The organism is Mycoplasma zalophi (assembly GCF_025486335.1).
GTDB lineage: Bacteria > Bacillota_I > Bacilli_A > Mycoplasmatales > Metamycoplasmataceae > Metamycoplasma > Metamycoplasma zalophi.
The window spans coordinates 158,411-180,928 of sequence record NZ_JAOOPZ010000001.1; the positions used below are offsets into that span (position 1 = coordinate 158,411).

Annotated in this window: 13 protein-coding genes; 8 read left to right on the plus strand and 5 right to left on the minus strand. The window is 25.2% G+C overall.

What is annotated here, in order from left to right; translation table 4 throughout:
- Positions 1-9 precede the first annotated feature (9 nt).
- Complete coding sequence (locus tag N8G13_RS00705) at positions 10-5,700, minus strand: ZmpA/ZmpB/ZmpC family metallo-endopeptidase (RefSeq protein ID WP_262289034.1); 5,691 nt, start codon at positions 5,698-5,700, stop codon at positions 10-12.
- A gap of 207 nt (positions 5,701-5,907) precedes the next feature.
- On the opposite strand from N8G13_RS00705, the gene N8G13_RS00710 reads away from it, so the two are divergent.
- Complete coding sequence (locus N8G13_RS00710) at positions 5,908-8,865, plus strand: hypothetical protein (RefSeq protein ID WP_262289035.1); 2,958 nt, start codon at positions 5,908-5,910, stop codon at positions 8,863-8,865.
- 40 nt (positions 8,866-8,905) lie between these two features.
- On the opposite strand, the gene ftsH is transcribed toward N8G13_RS00710, so the two are convergent.
- The 4 genes from ftsH to N8G13_RS00730 are packed head-to-tail and all read right to left on the minus strand — an operon-like array spanning position 8,906 to position 14,662.
- Complete coding sequence (gene ftsH, locus N8G13_RS00715; RefSeq protein ID WP_262289036.1) at positions 8,906-10,999, minus strand: ATP-dependent zinc metalloprotease FtsH; 2,094 nt, start codon at positions 10,997-10,999, stop codon at positions 8,906-8,908.
- Positions 11,000-11,057: 58 nt separating this feature from the next.
- Positions 11,058-11,933, minus strand: a complete 876-nt coding sequence (gene tilS / locus N8G13_RS00720; protein ID WP_262289037.1) for a tRNA lysidine(34) synthetase TilS — start codon at positions 11,931-11,933, stop codon at positions 11,058-11,060.
- 2 nt (positions 11,934-11,935) lie between these two features.
- Positions 11,936-12,490, minus strand: coding sequence for an aminoacyl-tRNA hydrolase (gene pth, locus N8G13_RS00725; protein WP_262289038.1), 555 nt, complete (start codon positions 12,488-12,490; stop codon positions 11,936-11,938).
- A 9-nt stretch (positions 12,491-12,499) separates the two neighbouring features.
- On the minus strand, positions 12,500-14,662 hold the full coding sequence (locus N8G13_RS00730; RefSeq protein WP_262289039.1) for an AAA family ATPase: 2,163 nt from the start codon (positions 14,660-14,662) through the stop codon (positions 12,500-12,502).
- Positions 14,663-14,812: 150 nt separating this feature from the next.
- Here N8G13_RS00730 and serS point away from each other — a divergent pair, with 150 nt between their 5' ends.
- From serS to N8G13_RS00765, 7 genes are all read left to right on the plus strand, one after another.
- On the plus strand, positions 14,813-16,078 hold the full coding sequence (serS, locus tag N8G13_RS00735; protein WP_262289040.1) for a serine--tRNA ligase: 1,266 nt from the start codon (positions 14,813-14,815) through the stop codon (positions 16,076-16,078).
- On the plus strand, positions 16,078-17,418 hold the full coding sequence (rmuC, locus tag N8G13_RS00740) for a DNA recombination protein RmuC (RefSeq protein WP_262289041.1): 1,341 nt from the start codon (positions 16,078-16,080) through the stop codon (positions 17,416-17,418). Before serS ends, rmuC begins: the two co-directional genes overlap by 1 nt.
- 73 nt (positions 17,419-17,491) lie before the next feature.
- Positions 17,492-18,361 (plus strand): thymidylate synthase, encoded by an 870-nt coding sequence (locus N8G13_RS00745; protein WP_262289042.1) that lies wholly within the window; start codon positions 17,492-17,494, stop codon positions 18,359-18,361.
- On the plus strand, positions 18,361-18,837 hold the full coding sequence (locus N8G13_RS00750) for a dihydrofolate reductase (RefSeq protein WP_262289043.1): 477 nt from the start codon (positions 18,361-18,363) through the stop codon (positions 18,835-18,837). Before N8G13_RS00745 ends, N8G13_RS00750 begins: the two co-directional genes overlap by 1 nt.
- A 205-nt stretch (positions 18,838-19,042) precedes the next feature.
- Positions 19,043-19,480: a 50S ribosomal protein L11 gene (gene rplK / locus N8G13_RS00755; protein ID WP_216535895.1), complete on the plus strand. Its 438-nt coding sequence runs from the start codon at positions 19,043-19,045 to the stop codon at positions 19,478-19,480.
- Complete coding sequence (gene rplA / locus N8G13_RS00760) at positions 19,480-20,169, plus strand: 50S ribosomal protein L1 (RefSeq protein ID WP_262289044.1); 690 nt, start codon at positions 19,480-19,482, stop codon at positions 20,167-20,169. Before rplK ends, rplA begins: the two co-directional genes overlap by 1 nt.
- Positions 20,170-20,265: 96 nt before the next feature.
- Complete coding sequence (locus N8G13_RS00765) at positions 20,266-22,383, plus strand: transglutaminase domain-containing protein (RefSeq protein WP_262289045.1); 2,118 nt, start codon at positions 20,266-20,268, stop codon at positions 22,381-22,383.
- Positions 22,384-22,518 lie beyond the last annotated feature (135 nt).

A 22,518-nucleotide genomic window follows, 5' to 3' on the forward strand; every position in this document is an offset into this window, starting at 1 on the left:
TTGTAATTTTTATTTGAAAATTGATTCTCTAAAATTATTTGTTTTTTCATTGAATTTTTTAATTATTTGTTCTTTTAGTTGAAGTTGATTGAAATATACTTTTTGTGGATTTAATTTTATATCATTAAAATTATCATCATATGTTTGCTTTAATAATTGTTTAATGTCATCTCCATTTCTTATTAAATAATCTCTATTGTTGTATCTTACAGTAATTTCTTTTATTGTGTTTTGTTTAGCTAGACGTTGTTTATACATTGTTTTTTTAAATTCTGCATATGAATTGTATTGACCATTAAATATTTGTGAAAATACATATGTATCAGATAATTTTTCATTATTTGTTGCATTTTGAGCAAGTGAATCAGTTGCATATTTTATAAACCCATTATCTCAACCGTATTCAGCAAGTAACTCAAATGCTGTTTTTCTAAACATTAATCCACCTGAAGTTCCTGAATCATTTGCATATGCTGCAAAAATAGGGTTATATAGTGAAACAAAATAATAATTTAAATTATTTGTTCTTTGTGCTGTTTTTTGTTTTGTTTCTGAATCTCTTGTTCATGCAAAGTTTTCAGATTTAGATATAACATTATTATCAATTAAAGCATCTAATGATGTCAATTTTGATAATTCTTCTTCAGATAATTGTTCAACTTTATCTACACCATGTACATACCCTTTTTGTATATCTTTATCAGTATAAAAATAAATGTGTTTAGAATTTTTATCTCATTTTGATGCATCGTCTTTTTCAAGAACTAGTTTTTCAAGTATTTGAGATTTTTCTTCATTAGTTCTATTTGAAATAACTTCCGCTTCAAGTCCTTCAATTAAATAAGTTACATCAAATAAATTATGTAAGTATGATTTAAAATCTTCTTTTGATTTGAATCTATCAATTGAGTTATTTGTAGTTACTTCACCATTTAAATTAGCAATGAAATTAAAGCTATAGTAAGGAGTGTTATTACTTGTTGCTGATTCAAAGAATCCTAAGGCATATGCTTCAGGTCCTTGACCTGGTCTATAATTGTGATTTTGTAATCAAGTTTTTTTATCATAAGCATGAGTTAATTCGTGAGTTAATGTTGAAGCTCCCTCAATACTTAAAACATCAGCACTATCAAATCTTATTATTTTTGTGTTTTGGTTAGCATATGCTCCATCTTTTTTAGGTGATTGTGGATAATATTTACCAATTGGTCCAAAGAAATCTTTAATTGGTGAGTAGTTTTCATCAAATCTATCAGCTCATCTACGGCGATTATCAGAAGATTGTTTATAATCAGGACCATTTTTTGAAACTATTCAATAACCATCAAAAATTTCAGTAATAGTATTTTGCATTTCTCTTTTACCTTCGTCATTTGAAACTGAATACATTAATTCTAAGAAGTTTTTAAATTTATTTGCAAAAAGTTTTACTTTATTTTTGGTTTCTTGTAATTTAGTTTTGTATTCAGGAGAGTCTTTTGCAATAGTTTCATCAATATTTCTTCCATATCCACCAAAGTATATTGTTGCAAAAGTAGAAATTACATAAATGTTATCTTCTTTTACATTTAGAAGAGGTAGTATATATGATCTTGCGGTTGATTTATTTTTTAGTCTATTATATAAAGAAACATCAACGTTATTTTTTTCTGATGAAAGTTCATATATAAATGCATTTGATGATTCTTTTAGTCATTCTGACATAGTTTTGTTGTTAAATATTGAATTATTTAATTCTAAAAATGAATATAAATCTTTATTTGCATCTTTTGAGTGTTTATTTAATGTGTTAAATATTTTAGTAAAAGTTGAATAGTTATTTTCTAATAATAAATCTTCAAATGATAAATTACCTATTGATTTTATAAATTCTATATTATTTATATCATTATTGTAAAATGCAGGATTAAACATCAAAATATTTTTTATATTATAATGACCAAATTTTATGTTATAAAGTCTTTCTAAATATGAAAGCCCTAACATTATTTGTACTTTGTTATCTAATATTTCTTTTTTAACTACTTCTTTAATTTTTAAATCATTATAATTTGCTACCTTATAATTTGCAAGAATTGATTCTAAATAATTATCTATATTATCTTGAACATGTTTAAATGTGTCATTTAAATATAATCAATTCATATCTAAATTTATGCTTTGATTATTATTTTTATCTCTTAATTTTTGAACATATTCATTCATTTTTACGTGATTAATAAATTCTTGTGAATTTAGTTGTAGTTGTTTAAATTCAGATTTTAGTTCATTAATTAAATCAGAATTTTTATTTAAAAATTGATATGGTGTATAAATTAAATTATTAAATGAATATTCAAAAATATGGCTATTTTCAAATTCTACCGGAGATGATAATGTAAATGTTGTGCTTGTGTTATCTTCAAAAGTAATAAATATTTTTTTGATTTCATCTTTATTATATAAATTACCAACAAAATTATTATTATCATCTAAAGGCATTAGAGATGAAATACGTTTTTGATATAAGACATCAGAAGTACTTATTTTGTTTCCATAAGAAACTATTGTATTTCTATCATAAAATGGAATTAATTTAGCTACGTTATCATATGCTATTTCTCTTTTTGAATCATAATCTTGAACTAATGCAAAATTAACATGAGCAAAATCGTTTTTTTGTTGAGTTTCCACTAAAATTCCTAGCTCTAATAATTTTTGTGTTAATTCACTTTTTTCAATTTTTTGCAATTCGTTAGGTTGATTATCTAATGTAGTAAAACTTGCTGAAATTTGTGCTGAATTATTGTAAGTTTGACCAAATATTAAATTATATGAACCACTTTGAACATCTACAATAGTTTTTTGAATTTCTACATTTGAAACATTTCCAACTAATTTACCAATTTTAGAACTTGAATGATTTCTATCTAATTGAATATTCCCTTTTATGTAATTATTAGAAATATCAATTGAGTGATTGTATCCGCTAATTTGTGAAGACAATATTCCATAATATTGTGAATCTGTGTCATTTGCAGAAATATCTAATGTAACATCAATTGTGTTATGCGTAAATGTAAGACCCAGTACAGTTCCAAAAACACCACCAATTTTTTCTGTATTTATTCCATTTTGTTGATATTTTAATTGACCTGTTATTTTCGTATTTTTTACTGATGAATCTACAACCTCAGATGCTAAAATTCCTGATGTTGAGTTTGAAGTAACGTTTGCATTTAAAATGTTAATATTTTCAATTTTTGCGTTTTCTATTTTACTAAATAAGGGTTTTTTAAGTCCATTAATTGCAAATATTCTTCCATTAGAACTTTTTAAAACACCTTTAAAAGTTTTTGTTACATATGAATTACTTGTTGTATCAGTTGCATCTAAATCTGCACCAATTATAATTTCTTGATTATCAGTTGCATTATTTAATTTAGTAATTAAAGTGTTAAAATCAGTAATTTCATTATCATTATGAGATATTTTATCCACTGCAAAAGTTAATTTTTGAATTGCATCATTATCTTTATTAAAGTAAACTATTTTATCTAAATCAACTGAAATAATATAACTTTGATTTTCTTCTTCTGCTGCTTTAATTGGCAAAATAAATTCTTTATTATCTGATATTATTCTTGCTTTATAATCAGTAAAATCAATAATTTGTTCAGTAAGTGCATTGATTTTTTCTGTTTCATGTGTGCTTGAAACTTTAAGTAATTCAATAGTTTCAATGTTTTTTAAATCAATAGATTTTTCAGAGAATTGACCATTTAATTCATCCATAATATCTTGTAAATTTCAAACATTTTCATCTACTTTATCTTGATTTTCCGGATTGGCTAAAACTTTTTTAGCTTCTGCTAAAATTTCATCAAATTTATCTTTTATTTCTTGTCTATTTTCATAAATATATGTTGATGATTTTTTCTTTTCATCCGCTAAGTTAATTGTTTTTTCAAGTTCAACTGTGTTTATAACAACCGGAGTTTTATCTTGAAGTTCAATTGATAATTGTGGGTAATTATTAGTAGCAACAACGCTAAAATAATTTCCTTGTACCCGTGAAGTAATATCTTGATTATTAAATAATATTGTTTTAACTTCTTTACCTTCAGGAATATTAACAATTTTAACTAAAATTTTATCTCCTGCATTTAAAGAATAAAAATCTTTAACTTGATTATTTATTTCAAAATGTTGATTTTGAGATGAAATAATCATTGCTGAGCCTTTATTTTGATTTGAACTTCTAAATGTAACACTAACATTAGTATTTTTAGTTAAATTTAAATCAATAAATGTTTTATCTTCATTCATATTTTCTAATTGATTTACATCATTAACTAATAAACTTTTAATTTCTTTTCCTGAAGGAATATTTATAAAAATTCTTACTGACTGTGTGCCTTCAACGCGGTCTTTATTTATATCATCTGAAACAACTAAATTCTCTCCTAGTGTCAATGAATAATATTGCTTTTGAGATGATATTTCTTTAAATTCAACACTTATATCAGTATTATTTGTTATTTCAAATGTATAAACATTATTATTTACGCTGTGTCTTCTATCAGAACCATTAAGTAATAATTTTGCTATTTTTTTGTTATTAGGCACACTAATATTTACTGAAACACTAGTTCCATAAGATATTTTGGTTAAATCTAAATCACCATTCACTGACAATTCTTGACTTTGAAGATTTAATGAATATGTATTAACTTCATATGTAGCAACAATATCATAATTCTCTTTATCTGGTGTAAATGTAAATGTGTTATTTATAATTGAATTTTTATTATCTTCTCCATTAACTGTAAGTGTTAATAAATGATTATTTTCAGGTATATTTAAATGTAAAGTTATTGCTTCATTTTGATTAACTTCTTGAGTATTTTCAACAAAACCTTCTAAATTTATTGTTGATTTTTTTACTTTTTCTTCAATATTTGTGTTTGAATCTGAATCTGAAGTGTTTTCGGTATTTGAATCTCCAGTATTTTCTTTATTTTCTTCTGAATTACCATCAGCATCTACATTATTTGTATCAGTTAATGATTCGCCATTATTATCAGTTGTTGAAGAATCATTATCAGTTTCTGAATCTGTGTTTGAATCTGAATTTGTATCTTTATTTTCATTGTTATCAGTAGATTCAGTTACTAATTTTAAAACACTATCTTCCTTAATTGTTATTAAAAATTTACTGTCACTAATGCTATCTTTTATACTCACATCATTTAACAGTAAATCCTTAATTACAGTGTTTTCTAAATTATTTATTAAAAATTCAACTTGAGTATTTTCAATGACGCTATCAATATTTATATTTTCAGTTAATACTTGAATATTTTTTGGTAACGTAATAGAATAAGTTTTTTGATCACCATCTTTATATTTAACCTCTATTATTCTTGTTTGAGGCTGCAATTCTAAAACGAATAAATTATTTTCAATTTTTACACTTGTTTTTTTATTATTTACTAATAAATAATCAAATTCTTTGTTTTTTGGTGTTAAAAGCTTAAATTTTACTTTTTGTCCACTATAAAAATTACTTTTATTTTCAGTATTTTCCAATCCTCTTAATACTAATTTCATAGGTGCATTTTTATTTATACCTATAACCGCACCGGCAGTTATAGCAGCAGATGTAATCAACGCAGTTGTTCCTAACACCGTTCAAACTATTAATTTATTTTTAGCCATATATCTCCTTTTGTTTCTAAATTATAACACAGATTCCAACTCAAATTTTTACCTGTAAAAGAGCAATTTTTAATCATCTATTTTTAATATTTTTGAAAGTGCATATATTTTAAAATAATTATGTTTTTTAAGAATTCCATATATAATGTAGTTTAATATACCTTATTTAAGGTAAAAATTACTTTTTATAAACAAGATTGAGGTTTTATGCACAAAAAATTATTATTATTGCCGCTTGCTGTATTGCCGGTTTTTTCGCTTGCCGCAGCAACTTATAATTCAAATATAGATAAAACAGTATACAAAAAACCTAATCTTGCAACAGTAACAAATACAAGAGTAATTGCAAATAATTATTTAGCTACTGATCGAATGAAAGAATTACCTGATACAAGACCTTTATCTTCTTTGAGTTTACCTGGTACACACGATTCAACTATGTATAACGGATATGGATTTTTATACACATTTGGTGGTTCGCTCTTAGCTACAACACAACACTTTAATTTTGAAGACCAATTAAAAATAGGAATTAGAGCATTTGATTTAAGAATGCAAAATGATGGCCGGTTAGTTCATGGGGTTATTCCTTCTTATCAAACCTTAGATGATGCTTTTAGATTTTATGCTGATTTTCTTAAAAAACACCCCACTGAATTTCTTGTTGTAAGAATTAAAGATGAAAATTTTAATGTGGATAAATCTTATTATGCAAAACAAGCAAATGAAGAATATAAAAAAGTGGTACACAGCAAATACAGAAATTATGTTTATAATCCAGAAGGTAAGGATGTAAATGAAATTGCTCGTACAAAAGGTTTTAATATTGGACAATATCGTGGAAAAATTATTGTTTTAAACCATTTGCACCATAAAATAAATACCGATAACGTTGGTGGTTTTAGATATAGAACTATAGTAGCAAATGAAACAACACAAGATAGATATGATGGAATAAATTCTAGTGAAGAAAAAGTAAAATATATTACACAACATTTTGAAAAATCAAGCAGTAAACAATACTGAGATGGAAGATTATTTGTGAATTTTACTTCATATGCAAGTGGACGTAGACCAGATACATCATCTCCTGAAGTTAATCAAAATGTAGTAAATTACATTAATAGTCACAATAATTTAACAACACTTGGGTTAGTATTTAGCGACTTTCCAGGTCCATCATTAGTACAATCTATTTATAGAACTAATTTTAATTACACTGATTATCTTTTAGAAAATGGTGTTTTGGGTGATAATGTTGAAAATTTAAAATTTGAACCCATTTATGAGGGAGATAAAAAAATAACATTAATAACCAACGATAATCCAAGTGCATATCGTAATTTAAATATTGAAATAACTATCAATAATCAAAAAATTAAATATTTAACAAGTAGTAATTTTAATTCTAATAAAATTGTTATTAATTTACCTGATGCTAATTTAAAACATTTACAAAAAATTCAAGTAAAAACTTATAAATTAACTCCAGATTATAATTGATTTCCACAAAAAACATATAACCAAAAAAATACAGAATTAACAGTGGAAACTAATGAATTTATTGAAAAACAAAAAGAATTAGTAAGGATTCAGGAAGCTAGAAAAGATTTTAATTTAATAAAAGATAATTGACAACAACAAATAAATATTCTTAAAAATAAAAATAATGTTTATCAAAACTTAATAGAAAAAATGAAAAACCTTATCGAAACTCATAACAATATTGTTAACTCTGAAAATGCTAATGTTTCATCAATTCAAAACAGTAAAAACTCTTTACAAAGTTTTTTAAATACCTTAGAAGATGAAAAAAATAAGGCACAACAAAACTACGAAAAACAACAAAGAAAACAAGAATTTGATAATTATAATAATAGTTTCTATTTTTCAGTATCTACAAGAAATAAAACCAACAAATTACCATCACAAATCACAAGCAAAAATTTAATTAAAAATTCCGAAAATTCAAAATACAAAATTTCTACCATCTCTTTAGTTGGTGATGATGACAAAGGAAATATTAAAATAACATATACAATCAGTGATGTTAATAATGAATTTAGAAACGTAAAAAATCAAATAATTCAAGGTTTCATCACTAATAGAGATATATTAATTCAAAATGCTAAAAAAAGATATCAAAATGCTCTTTCTGATGTTGAAACTTTTTTAGCAAAAATTAAAAAACCTGAGTATTTAGAAATAAAAAATAGATTAAATTCACAGATAAATTCTTTGGTAGAAAATGAACAAAAAAATGTATCATGATACGAAAATTCAATTGATAAAATCTACGAATATATTCAATCAGCTAAAAATGATAAAAATGCAAAAGATCAAATGATAGAAAAAGAAAAAAATGATTCAAACAGTCAAGATAATAATCAAACAGAAGAATCAAATGATAAAACACCTACTGAAGAAACAACCAAAGAATCTAATGAAAATATTGAATCATCAGAAACAGAAAATTCAAATAATACATCAATCGAAAACGAAAATTCACAAGATAGTGAAGAAAGCTCTGATTCAACAGCAAATACAAAAAACAATGAAGATTCTTCAGAAAATAAGAATGATAGCGAAGATTCATCAAAAACCAAAGATTCCGAAAACGGTAGCGATACTTCATCAGAAGAAGCAAATTCAACTAGTGAAAAAGAAAGTGATTCAGAAATTACAGGTCTTGAAAATGGTGGTGATTCTTTTTCAAAAGAAGCAGGATCAACAAATGAAAATGAAAGTGATTTAGAAACACCAGCAGATCCTAAAAATAATGATAATTCTTCGAGTGGTGTAGATAATACAGAAAAAGGCACAGAAACAAACACAAATAATGAAGATAATAGTGATTCATCAGAACTAGGAAAATCAAATAATCAAAATGTTAATTCTGATTCAACAACTAATAACACAAAAAAAGATGATTCTTCAAATACTAAAACTCACAATGAATCATCAAATAACAAAAATAAAAAAGACAAAGGCTTAGAAACTGATAAAAACTTAAAAAATAAAATTAATTTAAAAAATGATAAAGAAAAAATAAACAAAAAAGAAAGTTCAAACAAAAATTATTTATTCTTTTTATTTCCATTAGGATTAGGTATTGTTTCTTTATTTTCTTGAATAATTTTCAGAAAAAAGCGCTCTAAAAAATAGAAAATGACGCAAGCGCGTCATTTTTTGTATATTGTAAATCTTAGTTTTCTTCATTATCTGAAACTTCTAAATTTTCTTTAGACTCTTCTTGTGGTTGTATTGAATTTTCTGTTTTAACTTCGTTTATTAATGAGTCAAAATCTAATTCTTTTGTTTCTTCACTACCACCATATTTTTGTTTATCATCAAGAACTTGTGGAGGTAATTGCATGTGTGTTGAAATGTATTCAATTTCTTCTGCAACTATTGTTTCTTTAATTACAAGAGCCTCTTTAATTAATTCTAATAATTCACGGTTTTGTTCAAGAATTTCTTGAGCTTTTTTATCTGCTTCCATAATAATTTTTCTAACAGCTAAATCAATTTCTTGTCCTACTTTTGAACTAAATGATGCATTTTTAGCATAATCTCTTCCTAAAAATGGGTTTGATGAATCTTCTTCATATTTTATTGGACCAAGTTCACTCATTCCTCATTCAGTAACCATTCTTCTGGCTATTTGAGTTGCTTTAGAAATATCATCACTAGCTCCTGTAGAAATATTATCTTCACCATAAATTAATCTTTCTGCAGCTCTTCCTCCCATAAATGAAGTAATTATAGCTAAAAGATCTTTCTTAGAACGATTGTATTTTTCTTCTTCAGGCATCATTAAATTATATCCACCAGCATTTCCACGAGGAATAATGGTGATTTTTTGAACTTTATTTCCACCTTTAATCTTGATTCCTACAACTGCGTGACCTGCTTCATGGTAAGCCACCGCAATATTTTCTTCTTTAGAAATAGTTCTAGATTTTTTAGCAGGACCACTCATTACTCTGTCAATGGCTTCATCTATTTGTTCTATAGTAATAACACCAGTTTTTTCTCTAACACTTAACAATGATGCTTCATTAACAACGTTTTCTAGTTGAGCACCACTAAATCCTGGTGTTCTTTTTGCTACTTGAGCAAAATTAATTGCTTTATCAATTCTTTTACCTCTTGCATGAAGTTTTAAAATAGCTTCTCTTTCTTTTACATCAGGTAATCCAACTGTTATAGTTCTATCGAAACGTCCCGGTCTTAATAAAGCAGGATCTAAAACATCGGTTCTGTTTGTAGCAGCCATTATTAAAATTCCACTATTTTCAGTAATACCATCCATTTCAACAAGTAATTGGTTAAGTGTTTGTTCTCTTTCATCATTTCCACCACCAATACCAGCTCCACGACTTCTTCCCACAGCATCTAATTCATCAATAAATATAATTGCTGGTGCTGATTTACGAGCTTCTCTAAACATTTCTCTAACTCTTTTAGCACCCATACCAACAAATAATTCAACAAAACTTGATGCAGATATAAATAAGAATGGAACTTTAGCTTCTCCAGCTGTCGCCTTCGCTAATAGTGTTTTTCCTGTACCTGGAGGACCTCCAAGTAAAATACCTTTAGGAATTCTAGCCCCTGCTGCAGAATATTTTTTAGGGTTTTTTAAATAATCTACAAGCTCCATTACTTCTTCTTTAGCTTCTTCATTTCCAGCAATATCTGAGAATTTTACTTTTGATTCAACTCTAATTGCTTGACTCTTAGATTGAGTAATTCCAGAAATTTGTCCTGAACTTTTGAAAATAAAGAAGAAAAAGATAATCATAATAAGAGTAACTATAGCAGATGGAATCATTCTTATTCATGAACTTGCATTGTTACTTGGAGATTGAACACCTTCTAAAACTCCATTGTCTCCAGTTTGTGATATTAATGCTGCTTTTATTAAATCAGTATCCTTTGATAAATATGAAACTGATTTATAAAATTCTTCTTTTTGTCATGGCATTGCATAAACATAAAAACTGTTTGTTGTACTACCATCAACCATTGTTATAGCAAAACGCCCTGTATAACCATCATCAATAAATTTAGTTATGTAAATGTTATCGGTCACATCATTTGCAGCTCTTAACACTTGTTGTTGTAAGAAATAAATATCTTTTTTCTCAGTGTAATCTTTTCTTACAAAAACAATAACTAAAATAATTGCGATAATTATTGCAATAATAATAAATGTAATCATTCACTTTGTTGCTTTAGAATTTCAAAATGAATTTGGTTTTTTATTGTTATCATTGTCTTTATTATTTTTCATAAAACCTCCTTTTTTTGTTTTATATTAATAATATTTTAAATTATAGTTGGTTTTTTTATTAATTTAAAATAAGTTTATGCTTCTTTTTATACAAATAAGTGTCATTTTTTAATAAATATTTACTTGTTCTATTGGTTTGTGAAATAATAAACATTCATATTGAAGAAAGTTTATTTCATGAAATTTTAATATCTTTGAAATTATCATGTAATAAATAAAATAAAACATATTGTGGATATCTTATTTTTAAAAGTACTTTTTCTTCACAACTAAATTCTTGTTCTCTTCAAAACTCTATTTCTTTTTCTACTACTTTATTAATATAAGTGAATTTTTTGTTAGAAAAACGAAAAATTTCTATCATTTTTTGTTTTTCATCCTTTGTTAATAATTTTAATTTGTTTCTAATCTTATTTCTTGTATAAACATTTAATGCATTAGTGTAATCTATTGCATATTTAATATTTTTATCTTTTAATTTTTGTTCTATTTCATCTTTTCAATATCTATGAATAAAAGGACGATAAATATTCATTCCATTAAGTAAGTTTCTTTGTTTTATACCGTAATAAAGAACGTGCCTATTTGATGTTTTTTGCATAATTGCTGTTTCTAATCAATCATCTTTGTGATGAGCTATAAGTAATTTTGAACAATTATATTGGTCATATATATCTTTGAAAAAAGCATATCTTTGTTCTCTTGCAATATCTTGAAAATTTCCTTCATATTCAAAATCATCTGCAACACTAAAAATATGCATGGGTATGTTATATTTTTTACAAAAATCAGTAACAATCATTTCATCTTTTCAAGAATCACTTCTCTTATTATAATTAACAAAAGCAACAACAATATTACGTTTTTTATACCTATCTAGCATAAACATGCTATCAGGACCACCACTAACTGCTAAAAGTAAAGTTTCTTCCATATTTAATCTGTCTGTGTATTAAATTGTGTAATAGCAAAACGAATATCATTAAATAAAAATGTTTCTAAAAACTCAACACTTCTATCTATTGTTTTATTAAATGTTTCTTGATCAGCTTCGGGAATTTTACCTAAAACAAAATCTTTTGTATTATAAGTGGGTCTACCTATCCCTATTTTTAATCTTTTTAGGTCTTTTGTGTTTAATTTATTGATTATATCAGCCATACCATTATGTCCACCAGCTGAACCGGTTGTTTTAACAACAGCTTTGCCAATTGCATGATCCATATCATCATAAACAATAATAATATCATTTATGGAAATCTTGAAAAACTGTACAATTTGTTGAACAAAATCACCACTTAAATTCATATATGTTAAAGGCTTTGCAATAATAAAATCATCACCTTTAACAAATTCTCCTTTAAATTTTTCTTTTCAAGAATTTTCCAATTCTAATTTTTTTACTAAACTGTCTACAACCATAAAACCAATGTTATGTCTTGTGTTTTCATAATTTTCACCAGGATTGCCTAATCCAATAATTAGTTTCATATTACTCCTTTATAATTTTTCTCAAAGTTTTTGAATAGAAGTGCTTCTTCTTGAATCTTTATCATTTTTTATTCCTATTTCAAGCGCAGACTTTTGTCCATAAATAATAGAATAAGATTTAGCTCTTGTTATTGCAGTATAAATTAATTTTTTGCTTAAAAGATTTTTTGCTTCATTAAATAATACAGTTAAAACTATTTCACTTTCTGAGCCTTGGTATTTATGTACTGATGTACAATATGCTAGCATTGTTTTTTTAACAAACTCAGATGGCGTATAACTTATTGTTTTACCGCCTTCAAAAACTACAAAAATAAATAAAATTTGCCCTGAATTTGCATTAGTTTGTGAAATCTTTTCAATATAACCAATTTCACCATTAAAAATATTTTTATTTGGGTCATTTTCCAAATTAATGACTTTATCATTTATATAAACAGTTCTATTAAATATTTTGTATGGTTTTTGATTTTCTAATGTTTTATAAAAATCTTGAATTTTTTCATTTAAATTATCAATTCCAGTTTGATATCTATATATAGGACTTAAAATCGCAATATCTTTTTTTGTATATCCTTTATTATGAAGTTCTTCAATTTTATTAATTATTATATTTGCAAGTTGGCTAGATTCAACCTCAATAAAAGATGATCTATTTCCTTTAAATTTAGGTATTTCTGAATCATTAATTTTTTTGGCATCTTCAATAATTTCAAAATTTTCATTTTGACGATAATTTTTTTCAAGATATATTGTCTTAGTAATTTCATTTTTTATAAAATCATTAATTAAATAACCTGAACCAATTGCTGGCAATTGATCTTTATCACCAACTAATATAATTTTTTTAAGATCATAACGATTTAGTGCAAATAACAAATAATAAAACAAGTCAGTAGATACCATTGAAAATTCATCAATTATTAAAACTTTAACGCTCAATGACTCTTCTTTTGCTCCAAAATGTCCGCCTTCTGTATCTCATTTTAATAAAGAATGAATTGTTGATGCTTTTATAATGTTATGTTTATTTATATTTATTGTAGCTCTACCGGTTGGTGTTACAACTGCTATTTCTTCTTCACTGTATTGTTTTCTAAGTTGTTTAATAATTTCATTCGTTACCAATGTTTTTCCTGTTCCAGGAGCTCCGGTTATTAAACTTAGTGGGTCTTTTAACGCTAATTCTACTGCTTGTTTTTGCACACTATCTAATTTATTTGTTTTAATTTTAATTGGGTTTCTATCACCATTTTTTATTAAATATTTTAATCTTAAAATTATATATTTTTCTTGTTCATATAGCCACATAGGTTCAACAAATAAACTATTTAATTTTATAATTTTTTTTGTTTCAATTAATTTTTCTAAAGCATCAAAAAAATCGTTTTGTGATAGATTTGAGTCTTTTTTTCTTACTTCCATTAATAAATTTGCAATAGGAATTTTTGTATTTCCAGAATCAAATAAATAATTATTTAAAATGTCAAAAATAAGAATTTGATTTCGTTCAGGCAAATCTTCTTTATTTAATTTAATGGCAATTTTTAAAATGTCATTAAATGAAATATTTTCAAGTTCAAAATAAAGTGGCCATGGATTGTCTGAATATTTTTTATAAAATTGACTTGCTGGGCATGCTTGAATTAATTTTCCATAAAATATATCACTTAATCCACACTCATAAATAAACAAACGCAATTTAGTTGCAGCTTCATTATTTTTTAAATCATTACACAAATTTTCATATGTTTCAGATGAAATATTTAAATCTACATGAGTTAATTTCTTATCTTTAATTTGGTCTAAAACATCTACACCATAAGTTTCTATAATTTGTTGAGCTTTAATAAGACCAATTCCCTTATAAGCACTAGATGATAAAAATTTTAAAATATAAGCCTTGTCTATATCATTTGTTTCTTCAATATTTTCTATTCCGTATGTACTTGGGTACCGTGGATTTTTTAAATCAATTAAGGTAATTTTATAAATTTTATTGTATTCAATTGTGTATTTTTCGGTACGTAGAGAGATACTTTTAAACTTATTTAAAACAAAATTATTATCTTGTTCAATGACTTGACTAACATTAAAACCCGTTAATCTAAAATTACCATCATTTGATAAAAATATCTCTTTTGTAAATTTTCCTTTAACTATTGTTGACATATATTATTAAATTTTAAACTAAAACATACTAAATAATGACAAAAAATGCATCCTATTAAATCGTTAATTTTTTGTTTTTAATTCATTTTGAAAATTTTCTATACTTATAAAAGTATAATATAAAGATATTACGTAAGTCAGGAGTAAATTATGTTAGATCTAAAATGATTATTACAAAATCAAGATAAAGCAATAGAAGGTTTAAAAAATAGAAATTTCGACACAAATGAAGTGCTAAAATTAATTGATTTTGTTACAAAAAGAAACAAAAAAACTTTTGAAGTAGAGCAACTTCAAGCGCAAAGAAATCAATTTAGTGAAGAAATTGGAATTTTAAAAAGAAATAAAAAACCGGTTGATAAAGTTTTAGAAAAAGTAAATGAAATTAAAACATTAATTGAAAAAGAAAGTATTGAATTAAATTCTTTAAATGAACAAGTAGAACAACTTGCTCTAAGCATTCCAAATATTCCTTATCATGATGTGCCTGTTGGTAAAAGTGAAGATGAAAACGTTGTAATTAATGAATATCCAACACTAGGAAGAGGTTTAGTAAAAAACGTAAAACCTCACTATGAAATTGCAAAAGATTTAGATATAGTGGATTTTGAAAGATCAGTAAAATTAGCAGAAAGTCGTTTTGTTTTATACAAAAAAGATGGAGCTAAATTAGTTAGAGCTCTTACAAACTTTATGTTAGATACCCATATAAGCAATGATTATGAAGAATTAATGCCAGCACATTTAGTTAACTCAAAAATGTTAATTGGCACAGGACAACTTCCTAAATTTAAAGAAGATTTATATAAATTAGAAAATGAAGATTTATGATTAATACCTACTGCAGAAGTTCCTGTTACAAATTATCACAATCAAGAAATTATTGACTTATCAAAAACTAAGAAATTTGTTGCATACACTAAGTGTTTTCGTTCTGAAGCAGGAAGTGGTGGTAAAGATACTCGTGGATTAATCAGACAACATGAATTTCATAAAGTAGAACTTGTAAAATTGTCAAATAATGAAAATGTTTTACAAGATTTCTACGACACAGTTGAAGATGCCAAAAGTATTTTAAAATTATTAGAAATTCCTTTTAGAGAACTTTCATTATGCACAGGAGATATTGGTTTTAGTTCAGCTAAAACAATTGACTTAGAATTATGAATTCCAAGTGAACAAAAATACCGTGAAACTTCTTCAATTTCTGTTTTCTTTGATTTTCAAGCCAGAAGATCAATGATTAGATACCGTGATAATGACAATAAAATTCAATACGCAAACACTATAAATGGTAGTGGACTTGCAATTGATCGTGTTGTGGCTGCTATTTTAGAAAATTATCAAAATGAAGATGGAACAATTTCAATTCCTAAAGTATTAGTTCCTTATTTTGGTAAAGAATTGATTAAATAATGCAATTAGCTTCAATAGTACTACTTATATTAGTTTTAATTAGTGTTGTTGTCACATTTTGCTATGTTTTTTGAGAAATTAAAAACATTAAGGCAAGAGTTTTAAATAAAAATCACGATAATAATTTACTAAAAGAAAATTTAAATGATTTAAACACTAAAGTTGAAAAACTAAAAGAAGAAATTTTAAAAACAAATGGTAGCTTAGCTGAAAAAATTTCAAACAATATTTCTTCAAATGATAAAACAATCAAAAATATTAATGATAACGTTTTTCACTGAAAAGAAACATTTAGTAATGAGTTTCAAAGTCTTAATAAAAATTTCAATGAAATAAAAGAAAAAATTTTAAAAGATAACACAGAGCAAATTGAAAAACTTACAAATCAAGTTTTAGATAAATTGGAACACATTACAAAAAACTTTAATAATTCAATTGAAAGTGGTTTAAAAGATATTAATAAAACTTTTGAAGAAAAATTATCAAAAGATATAAATGAAAAATTAAATACACATTTTTCAGAAATAGCAAAAAGAATGAATGAACTAAATGGCAGTTTAATTAAATTTGAAACCATTCAAAGTTCAGTTATGACTTTAAATAAGACTTTCACAAATGCAAAGTTATATGGCCAAGTTGGTGAAATTAACTTAGAAAATATTTTAAATGAAATTTTTGGAACTTCTACTGAACTTTTTCAAAAACAATTTAATATTAACCCAAAAAATGATAACAAAGTAGATTTTGCAGTCAAAATTTTTGATAAAAGTAATGAATCACTTTGACTTCCTGTTGATTCAAAATTTAATTTAGAACTTTATAGAAAATATATAGATGATCAAAGTTATTTAAATAAGAAAAATTTAATTGATACAATTAAGCAACAGGCTAAATCAATATCAGAAAAATATATAGTACCAAATATCACATTAGATTATGCTATTATGTTTTTACCTTCTGAAGGACTACATGGATTTGTATATGATAATAATGAATTAGTTGAACAATTATGAAGAAATTATAAAATAATTCCTGCTGGACCATCAGCAATAGTTTCGGCATTAAATTGTGCACACTTATTATATAAGCAAGCACAAATATCTAAAGATGCTCACAAAATAATTGGATATTTAGAAAATATAAAAACTAATTTCCAAAATTTATATAAGAATCTAGCTAATATTAGAAAATACAATCAAGATTCAATTGATAAAATAGATGTAGCTCTAAAACAAGCAGATAAATTTAATAGAAATGTAGAAGATATTTTGGGAAAAAAACTAGTAAGTGATGTAAAAAAAATAAAAGTTAAATCTGAAGAATCAGATGATCTAGAATAAAAAAAGACTTAATAACTTTTTTTATTCTTTTTTTATTATCATTAATAATATAAGAAAAAAATAAGGGAAATATATGAAACAATATTTAGAACTTTTAGCCTTGGTAAAAACAAAAGGTATAAAAAAAGATGATAGAACAAATACCGGAACAGTAAGTTATTTTGGAACACAAACAAGATATGATCTAAAAAGGGGATTTCCTCTTTTAACAACTAAAAAAATGGCATGAAAATCGATTGTCGTTGAATTGCTTTGATTTTTAAAAGGTGATACAAACATTAAATATTTAGTAGATAACAATGTAAATATATGAAATGAATGACCTTATGAAAATTTTAAAAACTCTTCAGAATATAATGGTGAATCAATTAAAGAATTTACACAAAAAATTAAAGAGAACAAGGATTTTGCAAACAAATTTGGTAATCTTGGTCCTGTTTATGGAAAACAATGGCGCAATTTTTTTGGATTTGATCAGATCAAAAAATTAATAGAAGATATAAAAAACAATCCATTTTCAAGAAGACATATAATAAGTGCATGAAATCCTGCTGAAATTGATAAAATGACTTTACCTCCATGTCATGCATTTTTTCAATTTTATGTTAATGAAAATAAAGAACTTTCGCTGCAACTATACCAAAGAAGTGGAGATTTATTTTTAGGCGTACCTTTTAATATAGCTTCTTATTCTTTACTTTTAATGATGGTTGCACAAGTATGTGATTTAAAAGTTGGTGAATTTATTCACACAATAGGAGATGCACATATTTATTTAAATCATTTAGAACAGGTGAATTTACAAATTCAAAGAGAACCTAAAAAATTACCAAAAGTTAAGTTAAATCCAAATATCAAGAATATATTTGATTTTAAATTTGAAGATATAAAATTAGAAGACTATGAATTTTGACCAACTATAAAAGCAAAGGTGGCTGTGTAATGATTAAATTAATTGTTGCAATGGATAAAAATAATTTGATTGGAAGCGGTACAAAGCTTCCTTGAAAAATATCAGAAGAACTGAAACATTTTAAACAAAAAACACTGAATCACGCACTGATTTTTGGTAAAAACACTTTTCTTTCTTTACCACCATTATCATCAAGAAAAATATTTGTTTTATCTGATGTAAACATAGATAAAGCAGATAAAATAATAAACAATGAACAACAACTTTTTAACTTATTTAATGAATATAAAAATAGCGAAGAAACTTTATTTATTGCTGGTGGAAAATTTGTTTATGAGCATTATTATCAATATGCAGATGAATTAATTATTTCTAGAATAAAAGAGAGTTTTAATGGCGATGTGTATTTAAATTTAGATTTAAGTAATTACGAGATTACAAAAAAAGACGAGTATGAAAAATTTGTCGTTGAATACTGAAATAAAAAAAATAATGCAAAGTTATAAAACGTAACTTTGTTTTTTTATTTAAAATTCAGTAATTTTGTTTTACTTTTGAGTATAAAAATAAATTTTATTTTAATTTTAATTAAATGGTTTTATAAATCAAACTTTTTGATATAATTTTTATGCAATTTATTAATTGCCTCTAGCAAGTGGGAGATTTATAATAGTAAATCATTTGCACCACAATTTTTGAAAGGAAAATTTTATGGCTAAAGAATTAGTAAGAATTGCTAAACTACAATTTAATGCTGGACAAGCAAAACCTGGTCCTGCATTAGCTGGTTTAGGAATTGTAATGCCTGAATTCACAAAACAATTTAATGATGCAACAAGAGATAGAGGAAGTGAACCTGTCCCTGTTAAAATTTGAGTATATAAAGACAAATCATTTGATTTTAAAATATTTACTTCACCAGCTTCATACAAATTAAAAGAAGCAGCTAAAATTAACACAGGAGCACATAATTCTAAAAAAGAAGTTGTTGCAACAATAACAGTTGATCAATTAAAACAAATAGCAGAATATAAATTACCAGACTTAAACACTGACGATTTAGAAGCTGCAATGAAACAAATAGCAGGAACAGCAAAAAATATGGGAATTAAAATCGAAGGTTACCCTGCAGAAGAAGGAGTTAACTAATGAAAAAAATTTCAAAAAACTTACAAAAAGCAAGAGCTTTAGTAGATAAAAATGCTGTTTATTCATTAGAAGAAGCTATTGAATTAGCTAAAAAAGCTTCATATGCAAAATTCGATGCTTCAATCGACCTTGCTATCAAATTAAATATTGATACACGTAAAGCTGATCAACAATTACGTGGAGCTGTTGTACTTCCACACGGAACAGGTAAAACAGTTAAAGTTTTAGTAGCAACAGATGATGTTACTGCTCAACAACAAGCCAAAGAAGCAGGTGCAGATTATGTTTATTCAGCATCTGAACTTCCTGAAGTTTTAAATCAAGACAAATATGATTTTGATGTTATAGTAGCTGATCCAAAAATAATGGCAGTTTTAGGAAAATATGGTAAAAAATTAGGACCAAAAGGATTAATGCCTAACCCTAAAACAGGTACTGTAACAATGACACCAGGTAAAACAGTTGAAGAACTTAAAAAAGGTAAAGCAAATTACCGTGCAGAAAAAGCTGGAATTATTCACTCATTAATTGGTAAAGCATCAATGCCTACAAAAGATTTAGCAGAAAATGCTCAAACATTAATTAGCACAATTAAACGTCTAAAACCAGCGGCAGTAAAAGGAACATATATGTTAAACTTAACAGTTTCTGCTACAATGGGTCCATCAGTAAAAATTAAAATTGATTAATTCTTAAACAGCCTTGGGGCTGTTTTTTTATGCAACTTAATCAAAAGAAAAAACATAATTTACTATATACTTAATATGAATTAATAAGGTGGTGATATGAAAAAATCTTCTAAAATAATATTATTAAGTATTTTAGCTTCAATAGTAGCTGCAACTACTTCTGTGGGTGTATATTATGCTGTTATCAATAATTCTAAAACCAATGATAAAAATACATTAAAATTAGTACCTTCAGATAAAAGTAATTCAGATAATAATTCTGAAAAAACTAACAATGAAAATTCAGAAGAAGTAATGAATGAAGAAAATACAAAAGAATCCGAAAAAGATATTAATAATAATTTATCAGAAACTGAAAATTCACAAAACAATACAAAAAAAGATACAGAATCAAACACAGATTCTGAAAACCAAGAACAATCATCGACAGAAACTACCAATGAAAAAGATAACAATATAGAAGCTATAGATTATGAAAATAATGATGATTCTTCAAACGATGAAAATAATGAGTTTGTAAATAAAATAAACAATTCATACAAAAAAATTATTGATGAACAACAAAATTTTTTAAATTTATATCAAATGTCTAAAGCAGAAAATACAAAATATAAATATGAATTTTTATTAGACGAAATAGATAAAATAATTGAAGATTTTGATGAACTCAAAAAGCCAATTAAATATGATGAACATGAATTAAATGTCTATAAACAAACTTACTCTTTTTTACACGATGAATTCTTAAAAATGAAACAACTAAAATCAGATTTATCTGCTCAAAAAGACACTCAACCTGAACATTATTCAGATAATTTTGATAAAAATAATGTTAAAAAAGATGATAATAATTTCAAAAATGATTATAGTAATTATCCTGAATTAGATGCTATTAAAAAATCAACAAACAACCAAAATAATAACTTCAATCCTGAAAGAACATTCATTAATTCACAAGCTTTAAAATTTATTGATTTAGCAAAAAATAATATCTATGATTTCAATGAAAATAATTACACAATAGAGCAAAAAAATAAATTAAATACTTTTCTTCATGGAACAATAATTAAAGGAGAACAAAACAAAAATACACAAATAAGACTGGTTTTTGACTGAATTAGAAAAAATGTTCGATATGCAACACAATCTAATCAAGCTAAATTAAATCCTTTTTTAGTTAAAGAATATTTATATGCTGTTTGTGGTGGTTATAGTATTTTATATAAAGCTTTTTTAGATTTATTAGATATTAAAACTGTAATGGTTATTGGTTGATCTTCAGCTGGTGCGCATCAATGAAATGCTATTTTAGACCCCGAAACTAAACAATGATTTTTCTCTGATGCTACGTGAGGAGTTATAAGTGAAAAATATTTTAGATTAGATGCAAAAGAAATTTCTAATGATCATATGGTTGAACGTGTGTTAAGCTTAGATTACTTAAAAGACAACATAAAATACGAATATTGAAATGGTTTATCAGTAAAAGATTCATTAGTAAATAATCCAAATATTCCCGATAAATTAAATGATATTATTGTTGAAAATATTTCTGATAGTATTTTAAATAATGACAAAATTTATACTCTAAGAGTTCCTAGATTTGTAAAAAATATTGAATATGTAGGAACAAGAGGAATACACAACTTTGAAGTAGCAAAAGAGAATAATTTTTTCAGTTCACAAAATGGTTTATTGTATAGCAAAAACTTCAAAAAACTGTTAATGACACCTAAAAATTCTGAAGAAAAATTTATTGTTATTCCTAAAGAAACAACAGCATTAAATGATGGAAAAGAATTATTTGAATCGCCTTTTATTAAAAGTATAGAAGTTGAATCGGGAAATTTTGCTCTCGCATCATATAAAGGTGTATTATACAACAACAATTTTAGCCAAATGTTATCAATTCCTAATGGTTTAACTGATTTAGTTGTACATTCAAAAGTGAAATTCCAAGGACAAGAAATTTCATTTAAAGATAATATTAAAACTATTATTTTAAATGAAGGAATTACAAGGATTGAAGACTTTACGTTTAACAACTTAAAAAACTTAGATTTTGTCTTAATTCCTTCAACAATAAAAGAAATAAAAGACAATGCTTTTTGACAAATAAATGACATAACACTAAAAACTCATGAGTATAATAAATATGTTGAAGAATTTGCAAAAAATCATAAATTTAAATATGAAATTATAAATAGTAACTAACTTAAATTTAGGTTAGTTATTTTTAGTATTTTTCATAAATAAGTTTGTTATTTTGCATATAGGGTTTTAAAAAAATAAATTTTTGGTAAAATTTTTATAGTATAAATATTTATTTATAAATTTGAAAATTAATAA